The organism is Acrocarpospora catenulata, from assembly GCF_018476525.1.
Taxonomy (GTDB): domain Bacteria; phylum Actinomycetota; class Actinomycetes; order Streptosporangiales; family Streptosporangiaceae; genus Acrocarpospora; species Acrocarpospora catenulata.
In genome coordinates, this window is record NZ_JAHCST010000016.1 from 105,546 (window position 1) to 130,393 (window position 24,848).

A 24,848-nucleotide genomic window follows, 5' to 3' on the forward strand; every position below is an offset into this window, starting at 1 on the left:
CCGGGCCGCCCCTTCTCCTATGCGTGCCCGGCCTGGGGATCCCCAGGCCGCCAGTGAACCCCCATGCAATTCAGCGATCAAGGAGTACCTCGTGTTGAAGCGTGTTCGCAGGGCAACTCGGCGACGGGTCGCCGCTGTGGCGATGGCCGGGGCCATGCTGGCCGCAGCGGCCGCCGCCACGGCGGGGCCGGTCCAGGCCGCCGGCCCCAACCTCATCCTGAACGGCGGGTTCGAAAGCGGCCTCACCAGCTGGTTCGTCAACAACGGGAACGCGACCGACGGCGCCACGTTGTCGCCCACGACGGATGCGTACGCCGGATCGGGCGCCGTACTCGTCACCAACCGGAAGACGACCGGATCCGGTCCGATGCAGGACCTGTCCGGCAAGGTACAGGCCGGCAAGACCTACGCGATCACAGCGCGGGTGAAGTACGAGAACCCCAACAGCCCGGCGACCAAACAGTTCTTCGCCACCATGCACTACGGCGGCTCGACCTACACCAACGTCGGCACGGTGACCGTGGCGCGCGGACAGTGGGGGCTCATCCAGAGCACGTTCACGATTCCCGCGGGACAGAACGTCACGACCGCGAGGCTGTTCATCGAGACGCCGTGGACGGCGAACCCGGCGTCCGCTCCGGACACGCACCTCATGGACTTCAAGGTCGATGAGGTGTCCGTCTCGGAGTTCGTCCCGTCGACGACCATCGAGGTGCTCGGCAAGAACCCCGGCGAGGGCAACCCGCTCATCTCGCACAAGTTCGGGGCGGACGGCAACGCCTTCGTCCACAACGGCCGCGTGTACCTCTACCTGACGAACGACACGCAGATGTACAACCCCGGTCCCAACGGCATCTCCCCGACGAACACTTACGGCGGTATCAACACGATCACCGTCATCTCATCGGACGACCTCGTGAACTGGGTCGACCATGGCGAGATCCCCGTCGCCGGCCCGAACGGCCTCGCCCGCTACGCCAACCAGTCGTGGGCCCCCGCGGTCGAGAGCAAGGTGGTCGACGGCAAGGAGAAGTTCTTCCTGTACTACGCCAACAACGGCGGCTCCACCGGCGTCCTGGTCGGTGACACGCCGCTCGGCCCGTGGCGCGACGAGCGCGGCAGCCTGCTCATCACCAGCGCGACGCCGGGCGCGTCCAACGGCAGGAACTGGCTCTTCGACCCGGGCGTGTTCGTCGACGACGACGGGCAGGGCTACCTCTACTTCGGCGGTGGCGGCGACGACGGGTCGCGCACCTACGAGAACACGAACCACCCGAAGTCCACGCGCGTGATCAAGCTCGGCGACGACATGATCAGCACGAAGGGCTCGGCGGAGGTCATCGACGCGCCGCTCGTCTTCGAGGCGGGCCACGTGTTCAAGCGAAACGACAGGTACTACTACTCCTACTCGTCCAACTTCGGGTTCTCGGGCCCGGTGGATCCGAACGGTCCGCCGACCGGGGCGATCGCGTACCTCATGGCCGACAACCCGATGGGCCCCTGGACGGCCGACAAGTACGCGGGGATCATCTTCCGCAACCCCGGCACCTACTTCGGCGCCGGCGGCAACAACCACCAGTCGGTGTTCAAGCTCGACGGCCAGTACTACTTCACCTACCACGCCCAGACCCTCAACAGCCGCATCACGGGCGGTGCCACGCAGGGATTCCGCAGCCCGCATCTGGCCAAGCTCGATTTCAACGCGGACGGCACGATCAAGGAAGTGAGGGGCGACTACAAGGGCGTCGAGCAGATCCGCAACCTCAACCCGTACCGTGTGATCGAGGCTGAGACGATCGCATGGCAGCAGGGCATCGCGACGAAGAAGATCGACGGCGCTTCTGCGGAGTTCGGCGCGCAGGCCCCGAACCTCGTGGTGCACGACATCGACAACGGCGACTGGACGTCGCTGGCGAAGGTCGACTTCGGCGAGGACGGCGCGGTCGGCGTCACCGCGAAGGTGCGCCCGCTCGTGGCAGGCGGAAAGATCCAGCTTCGTCTCGGCGACCGCGCCGCGCCGGTGGCCGCGACCATCCCCGTCGACGCGCCGCTCGGCGAGTGGACGACACTGACCGCCAAGCTCGACGGCATCACCGGCGTGCACGAGGTGTACTTCACCTACGCCGGGCCCGACGGCGTGGACCTCTTCGAAATCGACTCCTGGGCCTTCGACGCCAAGAAGGACACGACACCTCCGACCATCTCGGTCTCCGGTGTCACCGACGGCCAGGAGTACGGCGACAGCCAGGACCTGACCATCGGCTGGACGGCCGACGACGCCGACTCCGGGATGAAGTCGGTGACCGGCACGCTGGATGGCGAGCCGTTCGAGCCCGGGACGATCAAGCCGCTGTACGAGCTGGCCCTGGGCGAGCACACCCTGGCCGTCACCGCCGTCGACAACGCCGGCAACAAGGCCGAACAGACGGTGAAGTTCTCCGTCGTCACCTCGACGGATCACATCGCCGCTCTGATCGACCGCTTCGAAGCCGCCGGGAAGCTCACCGCCAAGAGCGCCCACCGGCTCCGGATCAACCTCGCGACCGTCCGCGACGCGCAGGAGAAGGACAAGAAGAACGACAAGGTCGTGAAGGAACTGCAGAAGTTCCAGGACCTCGTCAACGACGGCGAGGTCGTCACCGACCCCCAGGTCCGCGACACGCTCCTGCGGGACGCCGACGCGCTGATCGCCCAGTACGGGGACGCGCCGGAGAACTGACCATGAGCAGGGCCGCGGCGCTGGCGATCAGTTGGACCAAGGCCCCAAGGCAGCTCGCTGAACCTTCCCCGCTGAACCAAGAGGGGCGCCCCGCGACACCTGTCGCGGGGCACCTGACCTGCGAACACGCACTACGGCGCATCTTCCTCGGAGAGAAGAATGGCGATGACAACTCGACGGCGACGGCATCTGGCGGCGTCGTCAACGGCAGCGGCGATGGTGACCGTGAGCCTTTTGACGGGAGGTCGAACAGCCAGGCGGGCCAGCAGATCTACATGTCCACGAGCGTCGGCAACGACCCGACCCGCTGGGTGGCGGCCAACCACGGGCAGATGTTCATCGAGTCCACCAAGGGCATGCACGCCGTGCGCGACCCGTCCATCGTCCGATCGCCCGAGGGAGACAGGTTCTACCTCATCGCCACCGACCTGAACGTCGACGGCAGAGCGTACGGGTGGCGGGGCGCCTCCGGAGGACTGGACGCTCGTCAAAGGCTGCATCACCCACGACACGATGAACACGACCTACGCCGAGGCGCCGATGGTGGTCAAGGCCAACCCCGGCGACGTGCGGGGTAAGGGGTACTACCTCTGGGCGGACCAGAAGTGGGCCGGCGCACCCGCGGGCAACTACATGGAGGAGCAGCTCAGCCCGTACTGGAGTAAGGACCTCGCGTCGGGCGAATGGACGCCCATCACCTGGCAGACGCCGGACTACAACCTGGCGCTCGGCGTCATCCGCCACGGGAACGTTTTCGCGTTGACCCAGGCGGAGCACGCCGCCCTGCGCGGCGCGGACCTGTCGTCGGTCTCGGTGAAGACGCCCCCGGCCAAGACCACCTACACCGTCGGTGAATCCCTCGACCTGTCGAGTCTGGTGGTCACCGCCGACTACACGGACGGGATGAAGGACGAGGTCCTCGCCGAGGGGTATGGCGGATACTCCGTGTCGGGGTACGACCCGGCCACCTCGGGGAGGCAGACCGTGACTGTGTCGTACACGGTGGCCGGCGGGACGATGACCGCCTCGTTTCAGGTCGACGTCGAGGGGCCGTCGCTTGAAGTGTCCGCGGACACCCGGTGCGTGGGCGAGAAGGTGATGGTGACCGTCAGGGTGACCAACAACGAGGCGGTCCACGTGAAGGTGTCGGCGGAGTCGGCGTACGGGACCACGCCGTTCGGGTCGGTGCCGCCGGGCAATCGGAAGTCCCGCTCGTTCCCGACCAGTGCGGAGAGTGTGCCGGCCGGGAAAGTGACGGTGAAGGCGTCCACCACGCTGGACGGCAAACCGGTGACGGCGTCGCTGGACGCGCAGTACGCCGCCCGCTCCTGCGCGTGAGGATGGCATTGATGGCCGAGGCTGTAAGAGGCCCACCAGGTCAGTTCGCCGCGACGACCGTCCACTGTTGGTTCGTCGCGCCGGTATCGCTGTACTGGGCCAGGTTGGCGCCGCTGGAGGTGCGGCCCATACCGTCGAGGTAGAGGCCGGTGGCACGGTTCCTGATCCGCACGTTGTTGGCGGCGGTCAGGATCGACCACTGCTGGTTCGTGCTGTTGGTGCTCTGGTATTGGCCTACGGCGGCACCGTTGGACGTGCGGCCCATGCCGTCGAGGTAGAGGCCGGTGGCGCGGTTCTTGATCCGCACGTAGTTGCCGGCGTTCTCGATAACCCATTGCGGGTTCGCGCCACTGGCGCCACTCGACTGCGCGGCGTTGCCACCGTTGGTCGTAACCCCCATACCGTCGATGTTCAGCCCGCTGTTTGCGTTGCGGATGCGAACGTAGGTGCCTCCTCCGTTCCCCATTCCCCAGGCGTACTGCAGCCGGATCAGCCCAGAGGGGTTCACCAACGCCAGCCTGATGTTCGAGCCGCTTCCGCTCCTGCTGGTCAGGCTGTACCAGTCGCCGTCTCGCAGCCCGGGCCAGTACACGCTGCCCATGCCGAGGCTGCGGAGTTGGCTGCTGACCCCGCGGAGGTAGTCGGCGAAGTACGACCCGCTCGGGATGCTGTAGTCGATGGTGTTCCACTGGATGTCGTACTTGCTGCCGGGGCCCATCGGAGCGCCCCATTCGGTGGCGATGGTGCGGCTGGCGTAGGGTCCGATTGAGCTGGCGATGTGGTTCGCCCACGCGGTTTCGTCGTCGTAGGGCGGGGTGACGTTCATCGTGTAGTCGTGGACCGCGAGCAGCGTGCCGTTCAGGCGGCTGTCACTGCCGACCACGGTGACGTTCGTGGCGAAGCCGGTGCCGTCGAGGATCACTCTGCCGCGCGGCACGTTGGGATACCTGGTCAACCAGGTGTTGTACATATTGTTCAGATCTGTGGCGCTGTAGCCGAATGGTTCGTTGATGACCTCGAAGTAGGCGTTGGGATTACCGCCGTACTGGGCGATGATCCTGTCCCACATCTGGTGGAACGTGGTCATGTTGGCCGACCTGCCGCCGCTGTGGGCCCAGTACGCCAGGATGACTTTGCCTCTGCTGAGCGCGGTGTCGATCGCACCTGTATAGGTTCCCCAGTAGTTGGACACGGTCGGCTCGTTGATCGGCATCCGTACCGTGTTGGCCCCGGTGATCGAATACAGCTGGCCGACCACCTGATTCGCCACGGTGGCCGCGGAGGAGTAGGTGTCGGACGCGCTGAGCCCGGACACGTAGAGCACGCCGTTCACGAAGTTGTCTCTCGCGTCGGGCCAGTTGACGCCCCTGAACTGGCTGGTGGACGCATGGGCTGACGTCGAGTTGGCGGTCACGACGCCCGCGGCGAGCGCGAACATCGTTACCAGCCTGAACAGAATGAATAAGACTTTACGACCAGCTGCGTGAACGGACGGTCCCATGGATGAATCCCTTTCTGTCCTGTGTTACCGGAACTGGACGGTTGCGTTGACCTCCTCGGCATCCGGACAGGAGGTGCCACACGAAGGTCCCTGGGCCTGTTCAGTCACTTGGCAGTTCCGCTGACCCGGGGCCCGCCCCTGGCGACGAGCCGCTCTGGGTGCGGTCCCGGGGCGGCTCGCTCATCTCGATCCTCGGTCTGCCTGTGGCCGGTTATCTGTAGCCGGCGGCGACGATGTTGGCCTGGACCGCGTTCTCGGTGGCGTCTGACGGGTAGCCGGAGGTCATCACGCCTTCGTAGAAGGTGCCGCGTGCGCCGTTGCTGTTGTCGCCGCCGATGCCGAGGAGGATGGCGCCTTCCTTCTTCATCGGGTTGTAGCCGGGGACGTTGGGGCGTACGCCGTTGTAGAAGGTGGACAGGCTGCCGGACTGGGCGTTGCCGCCCCTGATCGCCCAGTGGTTCGGCTCGCCCTTCACGATGGCGGTCAGGAAGCGGTGGCTGATGGTGGGGTTGCCCGCGTTGTACTTCTGGTTCACGCCGGAGAACAGGCCGTTCTCCAGGTCGGCCATGATCCAGGGGCCGTTGCCGGCGCCGTAGCCCCAGACCTTGTTGTTGCCGAAGTAGATGGCCTCCATGGTGCCGTTGCCGTTGTCGCGGCTGTTGGTCTCGGCGTTGCCGTAGTCGAAGCAGCAGCCGCCGTTGTAGTGGGTGCCGTCGAAGATGGCGTACATGCCCTCCGGCTGGTCGCCCCTGGCGACGCCGTTGGTGGTGTTGTTGCGGTATCCGGTGCCGGGGGCGACGTAGACGCCGTACGCCTTCTGGCCGCCGACGGTGATCGGTGCCGCGGTGGCGTTGGCGAGGTTGTCGTATCCGCCGGGGGCCGGGCCGTTGAACCCGCCGGGGGGTGCCTGGGTGAGGCGGTTGTTGCGGCCGGACTGGTCGTAAATGATGGTGATGAGGCAGGTTGTGCCGGCGCAGAACGAGTCCTGGGTGGCGGCGTTGGCGACTCCGCCCGCGCTCAGGACGCCGATGTCGCGGGTGGTGTTGTCCGAGGCGCGGCGTACCTGGTAGAGGGCGCCGTTGTAGGCGGCGTACAGGGCGCGGGTCGTGCTGTGCGCCGCCACGCACGGCGTGCCGCCCGCCGCGTAGATGTCACACGGCTGTCTGGACGACGGTGGTGGCGGTGAGGGGGACGTGGAGGGCGAGGCGCTGGGGGATGGGGACGTGATCCCGCCGGTGCAGGTCACGCCGTTCAGGGCGAAGCTCGACGGCGCCGGGTTGGAGCCGTTCCAGGTCCCGTTGAAGCCCAAGCCGGTGCTGCCGCCGGTGGGGATGCTGCCGTTGTAGGCGACGTTGGTCACCGTGACCTGGGCTCCGGACTGCGTGTAGGTGCCGTTCCACAGCTGCGTGATGGTCTGCCCGGCGGGAAACGACCAGGTCAGCCGCCAACTGGTGATCGGGTCGCCGAGATTGCTGACGTTGATGTTGGCGCCGAAGCCGCCGGGCCACTGGTTGGTAACCGTGTAGGTGACCTGACATCCGGCGGCGGCCGCCGCCGCGACGTGTGTCCCGGCCATGCCGGTGCCGGTCGTCAACAGCGCGGCGACGGCGGCCGACAGCCGCAACCGTCGGCGAAATAAGCTGATATTTCGCACTGTAGTGTTCCGTTTCTCCGAGATGTGACGTTTCTCCGCGGCACCGAAGCGCGCGGACATCGAGCCAGCAGTTCAGGAGTCGGTACAAGCTCAAGGTGCATTGTTAGCGCTAACATTTCCGGCCGATCGCCAGACGCGGCTCCGTTCACGGATGGCACTTCCTTGCTGCGCGCGAGCCAACTCCGCCACCGGGGATCAGTCAACGATCCGGGTTCCCGCCGCGCCCGCACAGCGCCACCGGATGCGCCCTGAACTGGCACTGAGAAACACGAGGAAGGCCGGCGCTCCCCGAACGGCGGTGAAATTTTCACTCTGCACCGCTGAACGTTAACGTCATTGCACAGGCTGTGTGACTCGGATCGCTTCTGCTGGGTGTTACCGATGACAACCACCGGGACGACGGGTCAGACCTGCGAAATGCTCCAGTGGAGGTTGGTGCTGGAGCCGGGCGTCCACAACTTCACGGTCGAGCCCGCCGTCGTGCTCCCGCCACCGTCCAGCACAGTGCCGGTGCCCCGGTTGACGATCTGGTAACGGCCGTTGCCGACGCTCTCCAGGCGCCACTGCTGGTTGTTGCCGCCGTTCCACGGCGCCTGCATCGCGCTGGCGCCGACGGTGGTGTTGCCCCAGCTGTCGGCGACCATGCCGTTGGTACGGTTGACGATGCGATACCAGCCGTCACCCAGAGCGACGAACTGCCAGTGCAGGTTGGTGCTGCCGTTGTTGTTCCACTGCTTGAGCACCGATCCGGAGGCGACGTTGCCGCCGCTGTCCAGGACGAGGCCAGAGGTGGCGTTGGTGACGGTCACCCAGCCGGTCGGGAGCGTGCTTCCCCCGCCCAGGCTGGGGATCTGGCCGTTGAAGGTCAGCTTGACCACGTACGCGGGGGCGCTGAACGGGGCGCCGGAGGACGGCATGGTGATGTGCAGGCCGCCGCCGTCCTGGGTGCGGTTGGGCAGGTTGACGTACGACCCGGCGGTGGAGCCCAGCAGTTGCACCGAGGCCAGGTTGCCGAGGTTGATCCGGTTGGAGCCCAGCGTCGTGATGTGCAGCGTGCTGCCCGGCCAGCCCAGCACGGTGGCGTACAGGACGGTGTTGGCCTTGTTGCAGGTGAACCGGATGTCGGTGCTGGTGCCCGCCCGCGGGGTGACGAAGGATCCGCCGCCCATCTGCGTCGGGCCCTCCCCGAAGGCCGACCAGGCCCTGGTCGCGTAGATGGACTCGCCGAAGCGGCGCAGGTAGTCGCCGATGCCCAGCAGGATCGTCCGCTGCCCGGAGGGGATGGCCCCGTCGGCCATGGGGGCGATGTTGAGCAGCATGTTGCCGTTCTTGCTGACCCGGTCGATCAGTGAGTGCAGCATGGCGTTGAGCGAGTAGTAGCCGATGCCGACCGTGTAGCACCAGCTGGAGCTGGAGATGCTGTCGTCGGTCAGCCAGTAGGGGGTCTGGATGCCCGCGGGGCCGCCGCGCTCGTAGTCGACGACCTCGCCCCGGGTGTTGAACCCGTCCTTGTAGGTGGCGACGACGTCCTTGTTCCAGGCCACGGCCCGGTTGTAGTAGTAGGAGAGGAAGTTCAGCCGCTGCGCCTCGGGGAGCTGGCTGAGGTTGAAGTCCTGCCAGATGATGTCGGGCTGGTAGCCGTCGATGACCTCCCTGAGCTTGTCGTACCAGAGCTGGTTCTCCGCCGTCCGGTCGAGTTGGCCGTACAGTTTGCGCAGCGAGGCGGTGGGCTGGGTGGGGGCCCACTGGTAGAAGCCGGTGAAGTTGAACGCGTGGTGCAGGGCCACCAGGAGCTTCAAGCCCTTGGCCCGGATGGCGTCGGCGTGCAGCCGCAGCAGGTCCAGCCGGGGGCCGGTGGCGACGGAGTTCCACTCGTTGACGCTGCTGTTCCACATCGAGTAGCCGTCGTGGTGCTCGGCCACCGGCCCGGCGAACCTGGCGCCGGCGTCGGCGAACAGTTGCGCCCACTCGTCGGGGTCGAAGTTGCCTCCGGCGGAGCGTAACCGCGGCGCGAACTGCACCCAGTTGCCGGCCCGGTCCCGGGCGCCGTTGATGAAGTTGTGGTACGGCCACGCGGACGGATCCCCGTAGACGCTGCGGTGGTGGTTGTTCTCGTTCGACCCGCTGTTGTACATGTTGCGCGGGTACCACTCGTTGGCGAAGGCGGGGACGCTGAAGACGCCCCAGTGGTAGTAGATGCCGAACTTGGCGTCCTGGAACCACTCGGCGGCCGGCGGGTGCTGGTCGACCGAGGCCCAGGTCGGGGTGTAGTTCTGCGGACCTTCGGTGGCCCAGGCCGGGCCGGCCTTCAGCAGGCCGGCGGCCGTGACGGCTCCCGCCGCGACGAGCAGTCCGCGGCGGCTGATCTGGAACGAGGATGACGACGACATGGGTGGGGACCTCTCAGAGCGGGGTTCTCCTGTGTCACACGGCGGGAACCGTGATCGTTTGCTTCCAGGAGGTCGGCGACATGGACCTGAACCTCACTGGATGTTTCACGAAGATGACTAGAGTGTCACGCCTAGACATTGGATGTATTTGTAAAGCCACCCAGCGTGTCTGTCTAGACCCCGATCGCACGATCCGGCGTCGAAGGGCTCGCCAGAGCCGTGCCGTCAAGGGAGTGGCCAGGGGAAACAACCACGGAATACCGGTGCCAGCACTTGCGCGCGCCTAGCGTGGCTACCCTGCCATCCCAGGCAGCGGCCAATGTCTCCGGACGGATACGGCTGAACCTGGTCGAGAAATGGGATGTCTGAAAGTTTCAGGCGTTGATCTCGTGCTCTGAGCCGGACGACGGGCGACCGAGGTTCTCCCGGAGCCAGGTCTCGGTGGTGCTCACGTGCATGAGCGCGGCCGCCTCGGCGAGGGCCACGTCACGGTCGGCGAGCGCTCGATAGATGGCGACATGTTCGGAGATCGTACGGCCGGCGACGTTGCCCTCCAGGAGCCCGCGCCACACCCGGGCCCGGAGCGTCCGGCTGGCGATGCCACTGAGCAGGGCGCACAGTGCCTTGTTCCCGGTCGCCTCGAACACGGCACGGTGGAAGGCGTCGTCGTGATGGGTGAGCGTCTCAACGTCGTCCTGGGCGGCGATCATGGTGTTGAGATGTTGTTCGACCTCCGCCAACTGGACCGCGGTGATACGGCTGGCCGCCAGGCCGGTGGCCACCGGTTCGAACAGACGCCGCACCTCGGTGATCTCCAGGAGGTCGTTGCCCTGCATCATCTCGACGGCGATGCCGACTCCCTCCAGCAGCAGCGCGGGCTCCAGACTCGTGACGTAGGTGCCGTCCCCTCTGCGCACCTCCAGCACGCGTGTCGTGACCAGGGAGCGAACGGCCTCGCGAAGGAGGTTGCGGGACAGGCCCAGCAGCGCCGCCAGGTCCTGCTCGGGAGGCAGTCGAGCCCCCGGTGGGAGCGTTCCGTCCTTGATGAGCTGTCTGATGCGCACGATGGCCTGCTCGGTCAGAGACATGGCCGAATCATGCACCGGAGAGCGCCTGCCCGCGAACCGTGGGTGCCGACGGCTGGAAAATTGGTCATATTCATGTGATGTATGCGCTATCACCCAATGTTTCGTACTCTTGTGAAATCCTCTGACTCGCCAACGTTACCCCACCTCTCTCGACGTATTTCACGTTCGTCGCCATGATGATGTCCAAGAGGTCTGGACAGTTGCCAGGGTTAGGTCATAGAAAGACATCCCATGTCCGGTGCACCGACGCGCCTCGCCGGAGCCGGCCGCCCGAACCGCCGTCGGGGGTGTCTAAGGAGTGATCATGAAAAGCAGATGGTCCGCAGCCGTCGTGGCCTTATCCGTGTCGGGCTGCCTGGTGGCGGCGTGCGGAGGGAACGGCGGCTCCCCGGAGACGGGGAGCGCGCCCGCGAAGCCGGTCATCGGCGTCGACTACCCCCGCTCGGACACCGACTTCTGGAACTCCTACATCAGCTACGTGCCGAAGTTCGCGGGCGAGCTCGGGGCCGATCTGAAGACCACCAACTCCCAGAACGACATCGCGAAGCTCACGGCCAATGTGCAGAGCCTCGTCGGACAGGGGGTTCGCGGGCTGGTCATGGCTCCGCAGGACACCGCCGCGGTGGCTCCCACACTCCAGCAACTGGAGAGCAAGAAGATCCCCGTCGTCCTGGTGGACACCCGGCCCGACCAGGGCAACGCCTTCATGGTCGTCCGCGCCGACAACCGCGCCTACGGGGAGAAGGCCTGCCGCTACCTGGGGGAGAAGCTGAAGGGCCAGGGCAAGGTGGTCATGCTCCAGGGCGACCTGGCCTCCATCAACGGCCGGGACCGCACCGAGGCCTTCAACGACTGCATGAAGCAGAACTACCCCGGTGTCAAGGTCTTCGGTGAGGCCACGAACTGGGACGGAGCGGTCGCCTCGCAGAAGCTGTCGACGGTGCTGACCGCCAACCCGGACGTCAAGGGCGTCTACATGCAGTCCAGCTTCGCCCTGGCCGGCACCCTGCAGGTGCTCAAGCAGCGTGACCTGCTGGTCCCGCCGGACGACCCGAAGCACGTCTTCGTGGTCTCCAACGACGGCATCCCCCAGGAGCTCAAGGACATCGCCGCCGGGAACATCGACGCGACCGTGTCCCAGCCCGCCGACCTGTACGCCAAGTGGGCGTTGTCGTACGCGAAGGCCGCGATCGACGGCAAGACCTTCGCGCCGGGGAAGACCGACCACGACAGCACCATCGTGCAGGTGCGCCCAGGGCTGCTGGAGGACCAGCTCGCCGCGCCGCTGGTCACGTTGGACGGCGGCACGTACGCCGGCATCCCCAGCGTCAAGTACGACGACAAGTCGCTCTGGGGCAACAACCTGAGCTGAGAGGGCGTGACGATGGGCGAGTCCGCGAGCCCTCCCCCCGAGCCCGTCGCCGAGGCGGAGCGCATCACCAAGAGATACGGCGAGACCGTGGCGCTGGACCGCGCCCACATAAGGATCAGGCCAGGGGAGACCCACGCGCTCGTCGGGCGCAACGGGGCGGGCAAGTCCACCCTGGTCTCCATCCTGACCGGACTGCAGGCGCCGGACGACGGTGAGATCCGCTTCTCCGGACGGCCCGCGCCCCGGTTGCCCGACCGGAACGCCTGGCGTGCGCGGGTCGCCTGCGTCTACCAGAAGACCACGATCATCCCCGAGCTGACCGTGGCCGAGAACCTGTACCTGAACCGGCACGACCACAACGGCCTCGGCCTGGTCAGCTGGAAGAGCGTCTGGCGGAAGGCGGCCGAGCTTCTGGAGACCTGGTCGGTGGACGTGGACGTCCGCATGCCGGCCCGGGAGCTCGGGGTGGAACAACGGCAGTTCGTGGAGATCGCGAGGGCCCTGTCGTTCGGTGCGAGGTTCATCATCCTGGACGAGCCCACCGCGCAGCTCGACGGGGCGGCGATCGCCCGGCTGTTCGACCGGATGCGGGTGATGCGCGAGCAGGGGGTCACCTTCCTGTTCATCAGTCACCACCTTCAGGAGATCTACGAGATCTGTGACACCGTCACGGTCTTCCGCGACGCCCGTCACATCCTCACCGCCCCGGTCGCGCAGCTGCCACAGGGCGACCTGGTGGCGGCGATGACCGGTGAGGCGGCCGGGCTGCGGGACAGGCGCGTCCGCCCCGCCGTCCCGGCGGAGGCTCCCGTCGTCCTGGACGTCCGCGAGCTGAACGACGGCGAGGTCTACCGCGACGTGAACCTGCGGGTGCGCGCCGGAGAGATCGTCGGGCTGGCCGGCCTCGGCGGAAGCGGGAAGACGGAGCTGGCCGAGACCATCGTGGGGCTGCGGGCCCCCCGTGCGGGCACGGTCGAGGTCGCCGGGCATCGCCCGCGAGCCGGCAGCGTGCCCGACTCGCTGGCGGCGGGTGTGGGATTCGTCCCCCGGGACCGTCACCACCAGGGGCTCGTCCCGCTGATGTCGATCGCCGACAACGTCACGATGACCGTTCCCGAGCGCCTCGGCTCGGCCGGTTTCGTCAGCAACCGCCGCAGGGACGGGCTCGCCCACGAGATGATCACCAATCTGGCGATCAAGACCCCCGGCCCGGACCTGCCGGTCACGGGCCTGTCCGGAGGCAACCAGCAGAAGGTCGTGATGGCCAGAGCCCTGGCCGGCGATCCCCGGCTCCTGGTCCTGATCACCCCGAGCGCCGGGGTCGACGTCCGGTCCAAGGAGTTTCTGCTCGGCAAGGTCGAGGAGATCGCCGAGAACGGGACCGGTGTCGTGATCGCCTCCGACGAACTGGACGATCTGCGGCTGTGCGACCGGGTGCTGGTGATGTTCCGTGGCCGCGTGACCGCGGAACTGGCCGCCGGATGGCACGACCACGAGATGGTGGCCGCCATGGAAGGAGTCGACCTCGATGCCTGAGACCACCTCCGCTCCCACCGGCTCCCCGCCCACCGGTGCGGGGCGCCCGCCCGGCACCCCGGCGTCGAAGGGCCCGGAGCGACAGCGGACCGGGCTCCGCCTGGCACGGTTGCGGGACTTCGCGCTCGTCCCGGCGATCATCGTGATCGCGATCGTCGGGCAGATCGTCCACCCGATCTTCCTGCAGGCCGACAACGTGATCAACATCCTGCAGACCATGTCCGAGATCTCGTTGCTCGTCCTCGCCCAGGCGCTCGTGCTGATCGCCGGCAAGATGGACCTGTCGCTGGAGTCCACCTTCGGCCTCGCGCCCGGAGTGGCCGCCTGGCTGACCGTCGCGGTCGGGACAGGGGCCGGGCTCGGGCTGCTGCCCGGCGTGTGGGCCATCCCGATCACCCTGGCCGTCGGGGTGCTGATCGGCGTGGTGAACGCGCTGTTCATCGTCCGCTTCGGGCTCAACGGCTTCATCGTCACCCTGGGCATGCTCATCGTGCTGCGCGGCCTGCTCACCGGCATCTCCGGCGGGCAGACCTTCTTCAACCTCCCCTCGTCCATGACCTACCTGGGCTCGGCGATGTGGTTCGGGGTTCCCGCGTCGATCTGGATCTGCCTGCTGCTGTTCGCGGCGGGTGTCGTGATCATGGGCTATACCCGGTTCGGCCGCGCGCTCTACGCGATCGGCGGCAATGTCGACGCGGCCAAGGCCGCGGGCATCCGCACCGACCGGGTGCTGTGGATCACGTTGATCGCCGCGAGCACGCTCGCGGCGATCGGCGGCCTGCTGCTGACCGGCCGTCTCGCGTCCGTCGCGGCCGCGCAGGGCGACGGGGCGATTTTCACGGTGTTCGCCGCCGCCGTCATCGGCGGGGTCAGCCTCAACGGCGGCAAGGGTACGGTGTTCGGCGCGTTCACCGGCATCCTGCTGCTCTACATGATCCAGAACGTCCTCACCCTCGCCGGCGTGCCGGCCCAGTGGATCCAGGCGCTCAACGGGGCGATCATCCTCACCGCCCTCGCCCTCTCCCGGCTCACCGGCGGCAGGACGCAGGAATGACGATGACGCCCCCGGGAGGTTCGCGCCTGGGCGCCTAAGAGGGCAGTAGCGGCAGCAGCGCGTTGAGGCGCCCGGACGCGAACCCGGAAAGATCCACGGAGCAGAAGGTGAAGCCGGCGTCGCGGACGGCGGCCTCGACCCGCTCGCGCAGCTCCGTGACGCGGGAGATCTCGGCCTTCGGGACCTCGATCCGGGCGAGCGTGCCGTCGGCGTGCGCACGCACCCGGCAAACCGGGAAGCCGAGGTCACGCAGCGCGGCCTCGGCGGCCTCGACCTTGCCCAGCACCTCCGGTGTGACCGGATCGCCGTAGCTCACCCGCGAGGCGAGGCAGGGCGCGGCGGGCTTGTCGGCGGTGATCAGGCCGAGCTCCCTGCTGATCGCTCGCACGTCGGCCTTGGTCAGCCCGGCGTCCACCAGCGGCGCGATGGCCCCGCGCTCGGCCGCGGCCCGCTGCCCGGGCCGGTGGTCGCCGAGGTCGTCGAGGTTGGTGCCCAGGGCGATTCTCGCGCCCAGGGCGGTCGCCAGCGGGGTCAGCGCGTCGAACAGCGCCGACTTGCAGTGATAGCAACGATCCGACCCGTTGGCGGTGTATTCGGGCCGCTCCGCCTCGTCGGTGCACACCTCGATGTGGGCCAGGCCGTGGGCGCGGGCGAAGGCGCGGGCGGCGGATCGTTCGGCCGCGGCCAGGCTCGGGGAGACCGCGGTGACCGACAACGCCCGGGCGCCGAGAGCCTGGCCGGCGGCGAAGGCGAGCAGGGCCGAGTCGGCGCCGCCGGAGTAGGCGACGACGACGGCGCCCTCTCCGCGCAGCCGGGCCGTCAGCCGGTCCATGGCCTGGCCCGCGGCGTGCACGCGGCGGAGGGGATCACTCACGGTCGGCGTCTCCGAAGGAGCGTGAGCCGGTCAGGCTCTCCTCGACGCCGAGGACGTGCATGGCGGCGTGGATGCGGGCCCGATCGGCGTCCCGCGCCAGCAGGGCGCGGTAGACGGCGCGGTGCTCGGCGAGGGTGCGTTGCACCGCCTCGGGGTCGGTCATGCCTCGCCAGATCCTGGCCCGGACCGTGCGGCCGGACATGTTCTGGATGACGGCGGCCAGCACGGCGTTGCCGCAATGGGAGGTGATCAACGAGTGGAAGTCCTGGTCGAGGGCGACGAGCTGGCCGTGGTCGATTTCGGACTGCGCGGCGAGTCCTTCGGCCTCGTCGAGCAGTTTTCCCAGGACGACGAGATCGTCATCGGGGATGCGGGCGGCGGCCAGCGCCGTCGCCTCGGCCTCCAGAATCCTGCGCACGTGCAGGAACTCACCCGTTCCCGCGTGCAGGTGGATGTCGGCGACGAAGCTCATGCCGTCGAGCAGCAGAGCGGGGGAGAGGCTGGTGACATAGGTTCCGTCGCCCTGACGGGTCTGCAGGACCCGCATGGCGATCAGCGCGCGGACGGCCTCACGCAGGGTGCTGCGGGCGATGCCGAGCTGTTCGGCCAGGCCCTTCTCGACAGGAAGCTTCTGGCCCGGGCGGAACTCGCCATCGATGATCATCTGCTTGATCGTGTCGATGGCGTTCTCAATGACGCCCACCTCAACCTCCCCACCGCAGACCATCAGGGTAGCGGTAGTCGGCGACGGAGCCGGCGTGCATGCGGGCGCTGTAGCCCGGCGCGTCGGGAAGGCGGTAGCGCCCGCGCTCCACCCGGACCGGGTCGGTGAAGTGATCGTGCAGGTGGTCGACGTACTCCAGGACCCGTCCTTCAAGGCTGCCGCTCACGCAGACGTAGTCGATCACCGACAGGTGCTGGACGATCTCGCACAGGCCCACGCCTCCGGCGTGCGGGCACACCGGCACGCCGAACTTCGCCGCCATGAGCAGGACGGGGATGATCTCATTGACCGAGGCCAGCCGGCAGGAGTCGATCTGGCAGAAGTCGATCGCCCCCGCCTGCAGAAGCTGCTTGAACATCACCCTGTTGTGGCAGTGCTCTCCGGTGGCCACCCCGACGGGGGCCACCACCTTGCGGATGGCGGCGTGGCCCAGCACGTCGTCCGGGCTCGTCGGTTCCTCGATCCACAGCGGCTCGTACACCGCCAGCCGGTTCACCCAGGCGATGGCCTCCGGCACGTCCCACACCTGGTTGGCGTCGATCATGAGGTTCCGGTGGCCGAGTTCCTCCCGCGCGATCGCCAGCCGCCGCAGATCGTCTTCGATGTTCGCACCGACCTTGAGTTTGACGTGCGTCCAGTCGTCGGCGACCGCCTCCCGGAGCAGACGCCGCAGCTTGTCGTCGTCGTAGCCCAGCCAGCCTGGCGAGGTGGTGTACGCGGGATAGCCGTACTCGGCCAGCTCGGCGACGCGTTGCTCGCGTGTCGGGTGGAGTCGCGCGAGCATCTCCACGGCCTCGGCGGGGGTGAGCACGTCGGACAGATAGCGGAAGTCGCAGGCCGCGACGATGTCCTCCGGCGACATGTCCGCCACCAGGCGCCACAGCGGCTTGCCCGCGCGGCGGGCGGCCAGGTCCCAGGCGGCGTTCAGCACCGCGGCCGCCGCCAGGTGCACCACCCCCTTCTCCGGCCCCAGCCAGCGCATCTGGCTGTCCGCCATGATCTCCTTGTAGAGGCCGCCCAGGTCGGCGGCCAGCTCGTCCACGTCCCGGCCCGCCAGGCGCGCCCCGATCTGCCGGGCGGCCGTCACACACAGGTCGTTGCCGCGTCCGATCGTGAACGTCAGGCCGTACCCCGCCAGGTCGTCGTCATCGGTCGCGAGGATCACGTAGGCGGCGGAGTAGTCGCCGTCCGGGTTCATCGCGTCGGAGCCGTCGAGAGTGGCGGAGGTCGGGAACCTGACGTCGATCACGTCCACGGAGGTGATCGACGACAATGTAACTCCAATTGATCCGATGAATATGGTACGAACGGTAGGGCCAGGTCCAGCTGACGTCAAGAAATTCAGCAGCCAGTACTAGCTCCCCCTTTACCTTAACCCGATGAATCTGGCAGGCTCGGTGCAGAACAAGGCGGGTATGCCGGAAGAGGGGACGGACGTGAAGCTCTCTGACCGGGGACGTCGACGGCGTGCTCCGCGCCGGCCGAGACGGGAACGGCGCCATGCTGGTTGACCTCGCCTACGGCGCCGACGGGCTTGCCGTGGACCTCCCAGGCGACCGCACCACCGTGATCGCCCCGGTAGACCGGCCCGCCGTACCCGACGAGGCGGCCGAGCTACGGCGTGCCCTCCGCGAGCCGATCGCGGGCGTGCCGCTGCGCGAAAGGGTGCGGCCCGGCCAGACGGTCGCCATCTCCGCCTGCGACGGAACCCGCCCACAGCCCAGGCACCTCATGATCCCGGCGATTTTGGAAGAGCTGGACGGGGTGGTGCGCCTGGACGACACCGTCATCCTGGTCGCCACCGGCACGCACCGCGGCAACACCGAGGCCGAACTGCGCGCCATGTTCGGCGACCAGGTCGTGGACGCCGTGCGGATCGTCAACCACGACGCGCGCGACCCGTCATCCCTGCGCTGGATGGGACGCCACGGCAGAGACGTCCCCGTCTGGCTCAATCGCGAGTGGACCGACGCCGACGTGCGCATCACCACCGGTTTCGTGGAGCCCCACTTCTTCGCCGGATTCTCGGGCGGGCCGAAGCTGGTCGCGCCCGGGCTCGCCGCCCTGGAGACCACGCTCACCCTCCACGACGCGGCCCGGATCGGGGACCCCAGAGCCACCTGGGGAGTCATCGACGGCAATCCGGTCCACGACGACGTCCGGGCCATCGCCGCCGCGACCGGCGTCACCTTCTCCCTCGACGTGGTGCTCAACCGCGAGCAGCGGATCGTCCGGGCCTTCGGCGGTGACCTGTTCCCGATGCACGCCGCGGCCACGGACGCGGCGCGCGCCACGGCGATGCGGCAGGTCGCCGAGCCGTTCGACGTGGTGGTCACCACCAACGCGGGCTTCCCGCTCGACCAGAATCTCTATCAGTCGGTGAAGGGCATGAGCGCGGCCGCCCAGATCGTGCGGCCCGGCGGGACGATCTTCTGCGCCGCCGAGTGCCGGGACGGCTTTCCCGACCACGGTTGCTACCGGGACGTGCTCACCTCCGCCGCCTCGCCCGACGCGTTGTTCGAGGAGATCTCCCGGCGTTCGGTGACCGTGCCCGACCAGTGGCAGGTGCAGATCCAGGCCCGCATCCAGCGGACCGCCCGGGTGATCATGCACACCTCGTACCTGGACGACGCCGAGCTCGCCGCGGCGCACCTGGAGCAGACCGGCGACATCGCGGCCGCCGTTCGCGCCCTGCCCGGCCGGGTGTGCGTCCTGCCGGAGGGCCCCATGACCATCCCCTACCTCGCCCGGGAGTGACCATGCTCCGCCGTCCCCGCAACCTGTCGCCGACCGTCATTTCCCGATGAGCGGTTCGCTGGATCTCGGGTACGCCCGGGTCGACCTCGACCGGGAGACACGTCAGGGCCTGCCGGAGATCGTGTACGGCCCCGGCAAACAGGTAACCGAGATCGCCGGAATCGTCACCGCCCTGACCGACCGGAACACCGGCCCTGTCCTGGTGACCAGGATCGAGCCGCGCCCCGCCGTGACGCTGATGGAGCTCGTACCCGGCGCGGGCTACGACCAGGACGCCCGGCTCCTGGTCTGGCGGCCCGCGCAGCCGATCGGGCACACCGTGGCCGTGGTCACGGCCGGCACCGCGGACGGCCCGGTGGCGGCCGAGGCCACCGCCGTGGCTTCCGCACTCGGCCTGCGGACGGTGTCGATCAGGGACGTGGGAGTGGCCGGTCTGCACCGCCTGCTCGCCTGCGTCACGGACCTGCGCGCCGCCGACAGCGTGATCGTCATCGCCGGCATGGAGGGTGCGCTGGCCAGCGTCGTCGGCGGCCTGGTCGAGACGCCGGTGATCGCAGTGCCCACCTCCACCGGCTACGGCGCCGCGCTGGAAGGCGTCACGGCCCTGCTGGCGATGCTCGCCTCCTGCGCGGCGGGAATCACCGTGGTCAACATCGACTCCGGATTCGGCGCCGCGCTCGCCGCCTACCGCCTCACCAGGAGGACCCGGTGATCCTCTACCTGAATCCGTTCACCGGCCTGGCCGGCGACATGCTGCTCGGAGCGCTTCTGGACGCCGGCGCCTCCATCGACGTGGTGCGCCGGGCCGTCACCGCGACCGGCCTGACCGGATGGCGGCTGGACGCCAAACGGGTGAGGACCGGTCCGCTGACCGCGACCCGGATCCAGATCGAGGTCGACGACGACGCCACCCGCCGCCCCGCCGCGGTGCTGATCGAGATGGCGGCCCGGAGCGGCCTCCCCGTCGCCGAGGCGGCACTGACCGCGATCGCCGAGGTCGAGGGCGCGCTGCACGGCGTACCGGCCGGCGAGGTGTGCCTGCACGAACTCGGCGGGCACGACACGCTGATCGACATCGTCGGCTGCGCCGCCGCGCTCCGCGATCTCGGCGTGACCCGGGTCCACTCGGCGGCGCTGCCGCTGGGCCGCGGCACCGTGCGGACCCGCCATGGCGTGCTCCCCGTACCGGCTCCCGCCACGCTCGCGCTGCTGTCCGGAGCGTCGGTACGTGGCGGCGCGGACGGGGAGGCGGTCACCCCGACCGGCGCGGCCCTGCTCCGCGCCGCCGGCGCGCGGTACGGCCCACCTCCAGAGATGGCCCTCCAGGCCACCGGATACGGTGCCGGCACCCGCGAGCTGGCGGACCGGCCCAACGTGACGGTGGCGATGCTCGGTACCCCGGCCGGAGAACAGAGCCACCAACTCGTCCTCTCCACCAACCTGGACGACGTGACCGGTGAGGTACTCGGGCACGTCATCGAACGTGCCCTGGCCGCGGGCGCCGCGGACGCCTGGGTCACCCCGGCCGTCATGAAGAAGGGCCGCCCCGCCCACGTCCTGCACGTCCTGACCAACCCCGAACTGGCGGACCACCTCCAGGAGCTGATCTTCTCGGAGACCGGCAGCCTGGGCCTGCGCCGCAGCGTGGTCGACAAGGTCGCGCTGCCCCGCGGCGTCGACACGGTCCGCCTGCACGGCCATGACGTACGGATGAAGTACGGCCCATGGGGAGTCAAGCCCGAGCACGAGGACCTCGCGAGGCTCGCCGAGGCCACGGGCAGGCCACTCAGAGAGCTGGCACGAGCGGCTCTGGAGGCATGGTGAGGGTGCTGCCGCTGGTTCCTTCGCCGGGGCGGTATCGCCCCGGCGAAGCTGCGAAGCGTAGGGTCAGCCACGGGTCCAGCGTTGGTTGGTGCCGCCGTGGCAGGACCAGATGTTCACCTTGGTGCCGTTGGCGGTGCCGTAGCCGGAGACGTCCAGGCACTTGTTCGCGCCGACCGCGGTGATGCTGCCGTCGGAGTTGAACCGCCACTTCTGGTTGTTCTGGCCGTTGCAGTCCCAGATGATCACGGCCGTGCCGTCCGCCGTGCCGCCACCGTTCACGTCCAGGCACTTGTTGCCGTAGACGCGCAACTCACTGGCGCTGGTCAGGGTCCACCGCTGATTGTTCTGACCGTTGCAGTCCCAGATCTGCACCTGGGTGCCGTTGTTCTGGGAGACGCCGGTGACGTCCAGGCACCTGTTCGACCCCACACCACGGATCGCGGTCGTCTCCGACGACGGGGGAGGAGAAGGAGTCCCCGGGTCGTTCCCGAACTGTGTGAAGAACCGCCACGTCTCCCCGGGGAGATAGGTCGTGCGGCCCTTCACGTCCGGCGGTGCGTCGCGGTTGGCCCCATCCGCCGGGCTGGCGTCGTGGCCGCCGTCGAACGCGATCCACACGACCGGATACCCGGCCCGGCACCCCGAGTAGTTGGTGACGGTGTGCGTGCGGCTGTTGACCGCCGGCTCGGGCGGGTTCTGCGGGGTGCAGCCGTTGTTCCCGACGAACCTGTCGCGCAGCGATCGTCCACCGGAGATGCCGAGCACTCCGTCGCTGTTGCCGTGCGCGCCCAGGTAGGCGATAGGGCCGGTGCCGCCGCTGCACCCGCTGAGCTGCGCGCCGGAGTACACCGCGACCGCGCGGAACATGTTCGGCCGGGCACACGCGAGTGCGTAGCTCATGGCGCCGCCGTAGCTGAAGCCCACGGCGAAGCGCTGCGAGGTGTCGACGCAGAGATTGGACTCGATCTGCCTGATCATGTCGTCGACGAAGGTCACGTCCTCGCCGCCGGCGTTGGCCCAGCCGTTGTTGAAGCCCTGCGGCGCGACGAAGATGGTGCTGTTGTTGGACAGCTGCAGGAGTCCGTAGTAGGCCCAGACGTCCCTCAGCACGGTCTGGCCTGTGGCGACGTCGGTGGCGGTGCCGCCTCTCCAGTGGAACCCGAAGATCAGCCGGTAGGGCCGGTTCCGGTCGTAGTTGCTGGGGATCCGCAGGATGTAGCTGCGGCTCTTGCCGCTGCTCTGAATCGTGTTCGTACCGTTGACCAGCGTCGGGGCCTTGCCGCATCCGGCGGTGGGGGCAAGGGCGCTCACCGATGTGGCCACGCGGCTGTTGCCCAGCGCCGTGGGGCCGGTCGTCGAGACGAGAAGTGCCGCGACCGCGACGACTCCGAAGAGGGATCTGTGCCTCATCACAGAACCCCCGCTGGCGGCGGAAATTCGACGCGCATGGACAGGGAAACCATCTAGTCCTCTTTCAAGGGGGTGGGAGCGTTGGTCGACCGACATGCCCTGCTATGTGGCGGGTATCGCGCTTGGCGGTCGAAACCTGGGCCAGTCCGGCCTGTACCGTCGGCCGGGGATGTTAGCGCTAACATTTCAGGAAGATGTCAAACTCCTCTCTTCCGGGCAACTGGGAGGTGGTAGCGCAGCGGAGCAAATACGAAATGACTCGAACTGTCAAGGACCCGGTCTTTTTGACCCCGGAGCGCCCGTCTGGACGACTCGTTCACCGCGCTTCTGACCAGGGAAGCCTTTATGACCACCGCTAATGCACCGTGATGAAATTTTCGACGAAGATCGTCTGTCTGCCCGGCGGCCAAGTCATCGGGTCATTTCACTCTGTGATCTTGCCAAAGCCGGCGAGATCTCTTCCGGAGAACCGTCCCCGCCACCCAACATGCGGTCGCGGGCGGAGACCCCATCCACCCGGCGGGGCCGGAGGTCATGGCCGCTCCGTTCCTGGGTACGCGTCGAGGCCGACGCCCGGATCACCTTTCTCACCTGCGTGCGCCAGGCCCAGCAACACCTGGGTCTTTGGTCCCGAAAGGATCGTCTTTCGTACTCACCGCCGCCGGTGGACCCGAAGGACCCGCGGCGGACGCGTATCCGCGGCTGCCGTGGGAGACCGACACGGGCGAACGCCTCACCCGTTGGCGTACGTCCGCAGTGGCAGTCGTATCCGGAACGTGGTCCCCTCGCCTGGGGCGGAGCGGGCGGAGACGTCGCCGCCGTGTGCGGTCACCACCGCCTGGACGATGGACAGCCCGAGACCGGCTCCGCCGCGGCGCGGACCGTCGTCGCGGCTGTGGTCGACGCGGTAGAAGCGCTGGAAGACCAGCGACGTGTGTTCCTCCGGCATCCCGGGCCCCTGATCGGCGACCTCGATCAGTGCCCGGTCGCCTTCGACGCCGACTCGTACGGCGGCCGGTGTGCCTTCCGGGGTGTGGTGGACGACGTTGGTCAGGAGGTTGTTCATCACCTGGCGGAGCCTGGCGGGATCGCCGGTCACCCAGACGGGGCCGTGGTGGTCCAGCGACAGGGGACGGTCTGGGTCGATGGCAAGGGTGTCGGCCACGGCGTCGGCGGCCAGCTCGGTGAGCTCGACGGGCGCCTGGTCCAGCGGGCGGCCTTGGTCGAGGCGGGCGAGGAGCAGCATCTCCTCCACCAGCGAGCCCATCCTGGCGGCCTCCGCCTCGATTCTGAGCATCACCTTCTCCAGGTCGTTCTGGCGGGTGGCGGCGCCGCGCCGGAACAGCTCGGCATAGCCGCGGATGGTGGCGACAGGCGTGCGCAGTTCGTGGGAGGCGTCGGCGACGAATCGGCGCAGCCGGTCCTGCGAGGCCTCGCGCTCGCGGAAGGCGCCCTCGATCTGGCCGAGCATCGCGTTGAGCGCGGTCCCCAGCCGGCCCACCTCCGTGCCGGGAGGTCCGGTCGCGACGCGCCGCCCGAGGTCGCCGTCGCCGATGGCGGCCGCGGTCTCGACGATGCGGTCGAGCGGGCGCAGTCCACGACGGATCAAGTGTGCGGCCAGCAGGGTGAGGGCCGCCAGCCCGAAGCCGGACGTGCCGATGAGCACGAACGCGACACGTTCCGCCAGCTCGTCGGAGGCGGCCAGCAGCTGTTGCGGAGTGGTCAATGACAACAGACGGGAGCTGCCGGGTCCGCGCCAGTCCTGGATGGCGCCGAAGGTCGCTCCTGCGGCGAGGGTGAGCGCGAGTGCCAGCAGGCCGACGACCGTCGCGACCAGGCGGGCTCGAAGTGACATCAGGCTTGCCTGCGCAGACGCAGGACGTAGCCGACGCGGGGCACGGTGTGGATGAGGGGCGGGTCCACGGCATCCACCTTGCGGCGCAGGTAACTGATGTACGTCTGCACGACGCCGTCGTTGCCGCCGAAGTCGTACTCCCAGACGTGGTCCAGGATCTGTCTCTTGGTCACGACCCGCCCGGCGTTGGCCACCAGGAAACGTAGCAGCTTGAACTCGGTCGGGGTCAGGTCGAGCAGGACACCGTCGCGGCGAACCTCGTAGGCGTTCTCGTCTACGACCAGGTCCTCGAAGCTGAGCAGGCCGTTTTCCACCTCCCCACGCTTGGTACGGCGCAGCACCGCGCGAATCCGGGCGATCAGCTCCTCCAGGCTGAACGGCTTGGTCACGTAGTCGTCGCCGCCGACCGTCAATCCGCCGATCTTGTCCTCGGTGGCGTCCCGCGCGGTGAGGAACACCACGGGGATCTCCGCCCCCGTGGCGCGGATCCTGCGGCACACCTCGGTCCCCAGCACATCGGGCAACATGACGTCCAGGACGATCAGTTCAGGTCTGAAGGAGTCGGTCATGGCCACGGCCGCCGCACCCGTGGCGGCCGTCGCGGTTTCGAAGCCTTCGTATTTCAGTGCGGTCGAGACGAGGTCGGCGAGGTAGGGTTCGTCGTCCACGACAAGGATGCGGCTCACACGTTCAGTCTCACCCGGCGGGCGGGCGGCGTCCCACGGAGATCCATGATTCACAGAAGCGTCTAA

The 24,848-nt window shown here is 68.2% G+C and carries 19 protein-coding genes; 9 read left to right on the forward strand and 10 right to left on the reverse strand.

The window, feature by feature from the left end:
* Positions 1-91 precede the first annotated feature (91 nt).
* From KIP79_RS19180 to KIP79_RS19190, 3 genes are read left to right on the forward strand one after another with little or no spacing between them, the layout of a single operon-like run.
* Positions 92-2,719: a family 43 glycosylhydrolase gene (locus KIP79_RS19180; protein ID WP_214106213.1), complete on the forward strand. Its 2,628-nt coding sequence runs from the start codon at positions 92-94 to the stop codon at positions 2,717-2,719.
* A gap of 2 nt (positions 2,720-2,721) precedes the next feature.
* Positions 2,722-3,297 (forward strand): hypothetical protein, encoded by a 576-nt coding sequence (locus KIP79_RS19185; RefSeq protein ID WP_214106214.1) that lies wholly within the window; start codon positions 2,722-2,724, stop codon positions 3,295-3,297.
* Positions 3,233-4,057, forward strand: a complete 825-nt coding sequence (locus KIP79_RS19190) for a bacterial Ig-like domain-containing protein (RefSeq protein WP_214106215.1) — start codon at positions 3,233-3,235, stop codon at positions 4,055-4,057. Before KIP79_RS19185 ends, KIP79_RS19190 begins: the two co-directional genes overlap by 65 nt.
* Positions 4,058-4,097: 40 nt before the next feature.
* Here KIP79_RS19190 and KIP79_RS19195 read toward each other — a convergent pair whose 3' ends face one another.
* The 4 genes from KIP79_RS19195 to KIP79_RS19210 all read right to left on the reverse strand — a co-directional run bounded on the left by KIP79_RS19195 (position 4,098) and on the right by KIP79_RS19210 (position 10,690).
* Positions 4,098-5,558 carry an RICIN domain-containing protein gene (locus KIP79_RS19195; RefSeq protein WP_214106216.1) on the reverse strand — a complete coding sequence of 487 codons (1,461 nt, stop codon included), beginning with the start codon at positions 5,556-5,558 and terminating at the stop codon, positions 4,098-4,100.
* 211 nt (positions 5,559-5,769) lie between these two features.
* Positions 5,770-7,212 carry an arabinofuranosidase catalytic domain-containing protein gene (locus KIP79_RS19200; RefSeq protein WP_308169787.1) on the reverse strand — a complete coding sequence of 481 codons (1,443 nt, stop codon included), beginning with the start codon at positions 7,210-7,212 and terminating at the stop codon, positions 5,770-5,772.
* A gap of 404 nt (positions 7,213-7,616) precedes the next feature.
* A complete protein-coding gene (locus KIP79_RS47110; RefSeq protein WP_250213460.1) occupies positions 7,617-9,602 on the reverse strand; it encodes an alpha-L-fucosidase in 1,986 nt (661 codons plus the stop codon).
* A 374-nt stretch (positions 9,603-9,976) separates the two neighbouring features.
* On the reverse strand, positions 9,977-10,690 hold the full coding sequence (locus tag KIP79_RS19210; RefSeq protein WP_214106218.1) for a FadR/GntR family transcriptional regulator: 714 nt from the start codon (positions 10,688-10,690) through the stop codon (positions 9,977-9,979).
* Positions 10,691-10,994: 304 nt separating this feature from the next.
* On the opposite strand from KIP79_RS19210, the gene KIP79_RS19215 reads away from it, so the two are divergent.
* From KIP79_RS19215 to KIP79_RS19225, 3 genes are read left to right on the forward strand one after another with little or no spacing between them, the layout of a single operon-like run.
* On the forward strand, positions 10,995-12,062 hold the full coding sequence (locus tag KIP79_RS19215) for a sugar ABC transporter substrate-binding protein (RefSeq protein WP_214106219.1): 1,068 nt from the start codon (positions 10,995-10,997) through the stop codon (positions 12,060-12,062).
* Between the two features lie 12 nt (positions 12,063-12,074).
* Entirely contained in the window at positions 12,075-13,598 is a 1,524-nt protein-coding gene (locus KIP79_RS19220) for a sugar ABC transporter ATP-binding protein (RefSeq protein WP_214106220.1), read from the forward strand.
* Positions 13,591-14,652 carry an ABC transporter permease gene (locus KIP79_RS19225; RefSeq protein ID WP_214106221.1) on the forward strand — a complete coding sequence of 354 codons (1,062 nt, stop codon included), beginning with the start codon at positions 13,591-13,593 and terminating at the stop codon, positions 14,650-14,652. Before KIP79_RS19220 ends, KIP79_RS19225 begins: the two co-directional genes overlap by 8 nt.
* Positions 14,653-14,686: 34 nt before the next feature.
* Here KIP79_RS19225 and larE read toward each other — a convergent pair whose 3' ends face one another.
* From larE to KIP79_RS19240, 3 genes are read right to left on the reverse strand one after another with little or no spacing between them, the layout of a single operon-like run.
* Positions 14,687-15,526, reverse strand: a complete 840-nt coding sequence (gene larE / locus KIP79_RS19230) for an ATP-dependent sacrificial sulfur transferase LarE (protein WP_214106222.1) — start codon at positions 15,524-15,526, stop codon at positions 14,687-14,689.
* Positions 15,519-16,229 carry a FadR/GntR family transcriptional regulator gene (locus tag KIP79_RS19235; protein ID WP_214106223.1) on the reverse strand — a complete coding sequence of 237 codons (711 nt, stop codon included), beginning with the start codon at positions 16,227-16,229 and terminating at the stop codon, positions 15,519-15,521. The genes larE and KIP79_RS19235 overlap by 8 nt, the downstream gene beginning before the upstream one ends.
* Position 16,230: 1 nt before the next feature.
* Positions 16,231-17,523 carry an enolase C-terminal domain-like protein gene (locus KIP79_RS19240; protein ID WP_250213461.1) on the reverse strand — a complete coding sequence of 431 codons (1,293 nt, stop codon included), beginning with the start codon at positions 17,521-17,523 and terminating at the stop codon, positions 16,231-16,233.
* Positions 17,524-17,750: 227 nt separating this feature from the next.
* Here KIP79_RS19240 and larA point away from each other — a divergent pair, with 227 nt between their 5' ends.
* The 3 genes from larA to larC are packed head-to-tail and all read left to right on the forward strand — an operon-like array spanning position 17,751 to position 20,831.
* On the forward strand, positions 17,751-19,007 hold the full coding sequence (gene larA, locus KIP79_RS19245; protein ID WP_214106224.1) for a nickel-dependent lactate racemase: 1,257 nt from the start codon (positions 17,751-17,753) through the stop codon (positions 19,005-19,007).
* Positions 19,008-19,053: 46 nt separating this feature from the next.
* Positions 19,054-19,719: a nickel pincer cofactor biosynthesis protein LarB gene (larB, locus tag KIP79_RS19250; RefSeq protein ID WP_214106225.1), complete on the forward strand. Its 666-nt coding sequence runs from the start codon at positions 19,054-19,056 to the stop codon at positions 19,717-19,719.
* Entirely contained in the window at positions 19,716-20,831 is a 1,116-nt protein-coding gene (larC, locus tag KIP79_RS19255; protein WP_214106226.1) for a nickel pincer cofactor biosynthesis protein LarC, read from the forward strand. The genes larB and larC overlap by 4 nt, the downstream gene beginning before the upstream one ends.
* A gap of 63 nt (positions 20,832-20,894) precedes the next feature.
* Here larC and KIP79_RS19260 read toward each other — a convergent pair whose 3' ends face one another.
* The 3 genes from KIP79_RS19260 to KIP79_RS19270 form a co-directional block, all read right to left on the reverse strand.
* Complete coding sequence (locus KIP79_RS19260) at positions 20,895-22,241, reverse strand: lectin (protein WP_250213462.1); 1,347 nt, start codon at positions 22,239-22,241, stop codon at positions 20,895-20,897.
* 733 nt (positions 22,242-22,974) lie between these two features.
* Entirely contained in the window at positions 22,975-24,096 is a 1,122-nt protein-coding gene (locus KIP79_RS19265; protein WP_214106227.1) for a sensor histidine kinase, read from the reverse strand.
* Positions 24,096-24,782 (reverse strand): response regulator transcription factor, encoded by a 687-nt coding sequence (locus KIP79_RS19270; protein WP_308169788.1) that lies wholly within the window; start codon positions 24,780-24,782, stop codon positions 24,096-24,098. The genes KIP79_RS19265 and KIP79_RS19270 overlap by 1 nt, the downstream gene beginning before the upstream one ends.
* Positions 24,783-24,848 lie beyond the last annotated feature (66 nt).

What these genes read in the sequence shown, in the direction of transcription:
- KIP79_RS19185 (WP_214106214.1), top strand. Translation starts at nt 2,722, where the DNA reads ATGAGCAGGGCCGCGGCGCTGGCGATCAGTTGGACCAAGGCCCCAAGG.
- KIP79_RS19190 (WP_214106215.1), top strand. Translation starts at nt 3,233, where the DNA reads ATGAACACGACCTACGCCGAGGCGCCGATGGTGGTCAAGGCCAACCCC.
- KIP79_RS19195 (WP_214106216.1), bottom strand. Translation starts at nt 5,558, where the DNA reads ATGGGACCGTCCGTTCACGCAGCTGGTCGTAAAGTCTTATTCATTCTG.
- KIP79_RS47110 (WP_250213460.1), bottom strand. Translation starts at nt 9,602, where the DNA reads ATGTCGTCGTCATCCTCGTTCCAGATCAGCCGCCGCGGACTGCTCGTC.
- KIP79_RS19210 (WP_214106218.1), bottom strand. Translation starts at nt 10,690, where the DNA reads ATGTCTCTGACCGAGCAGGCCATCGTGCGCATCAGACAGCTCATCAAG.
- KIP79_RS19215 (WP_214106219.1), top strand. Translation starts at nt 10,995, where the DNA reads ATGAAAAGCAGATGGTCCGCAGCCGTCGTGGCCTTATCCGTGTCGGGC.
- KIP79_RS19220 (WP_214106220.1), top strand. Translation starts at nt 12,075, where the DNA reads ATGGGCGAGTCCGCGAGCCCTCCCCCCGAGCCCGTCGCCGAGGCGGAG.
- KIP79_RS19225 (WP_214106221.1), top strand. Translation starts at nt 13,591, where the DNA reads ATGCCTGAGACCACCTCCGCTCCCACCGGCTCCCCGCCCACCGGTGCG.
- larA (WP_214106224.1), top strand. Translation starts at nt 17,751, where the DNA reads ATGCTGGTTGACCTCGCCTACGGCGCCGACGGGCTTGCCGTGGACCTC.
- larB (WP_214106225.1), top strand. Translation starts at nt 19,054, where the DNA reads ATGAGCGGTTCGCTGGATCTCGGGTACGCCCGGGTCGACCTCGACCGG.
- KIP79_RS19260 (WP_250213462.1), bottom strand. Translation starts at nt 22,241, where the DNA reads ATGAGGCACAGATCCCTCTTCGGAGTCGTCGCGGTCGCGGCACTTCTC.
- KIP79_RS19265 (WP_214106227.1), bottom strand. Translation starts at nt 24,096, where the DNA reads ATGTCACTTCGAGCCCGCCTGGTCGCGACGGTCGTCGGCCTGCTGGCA.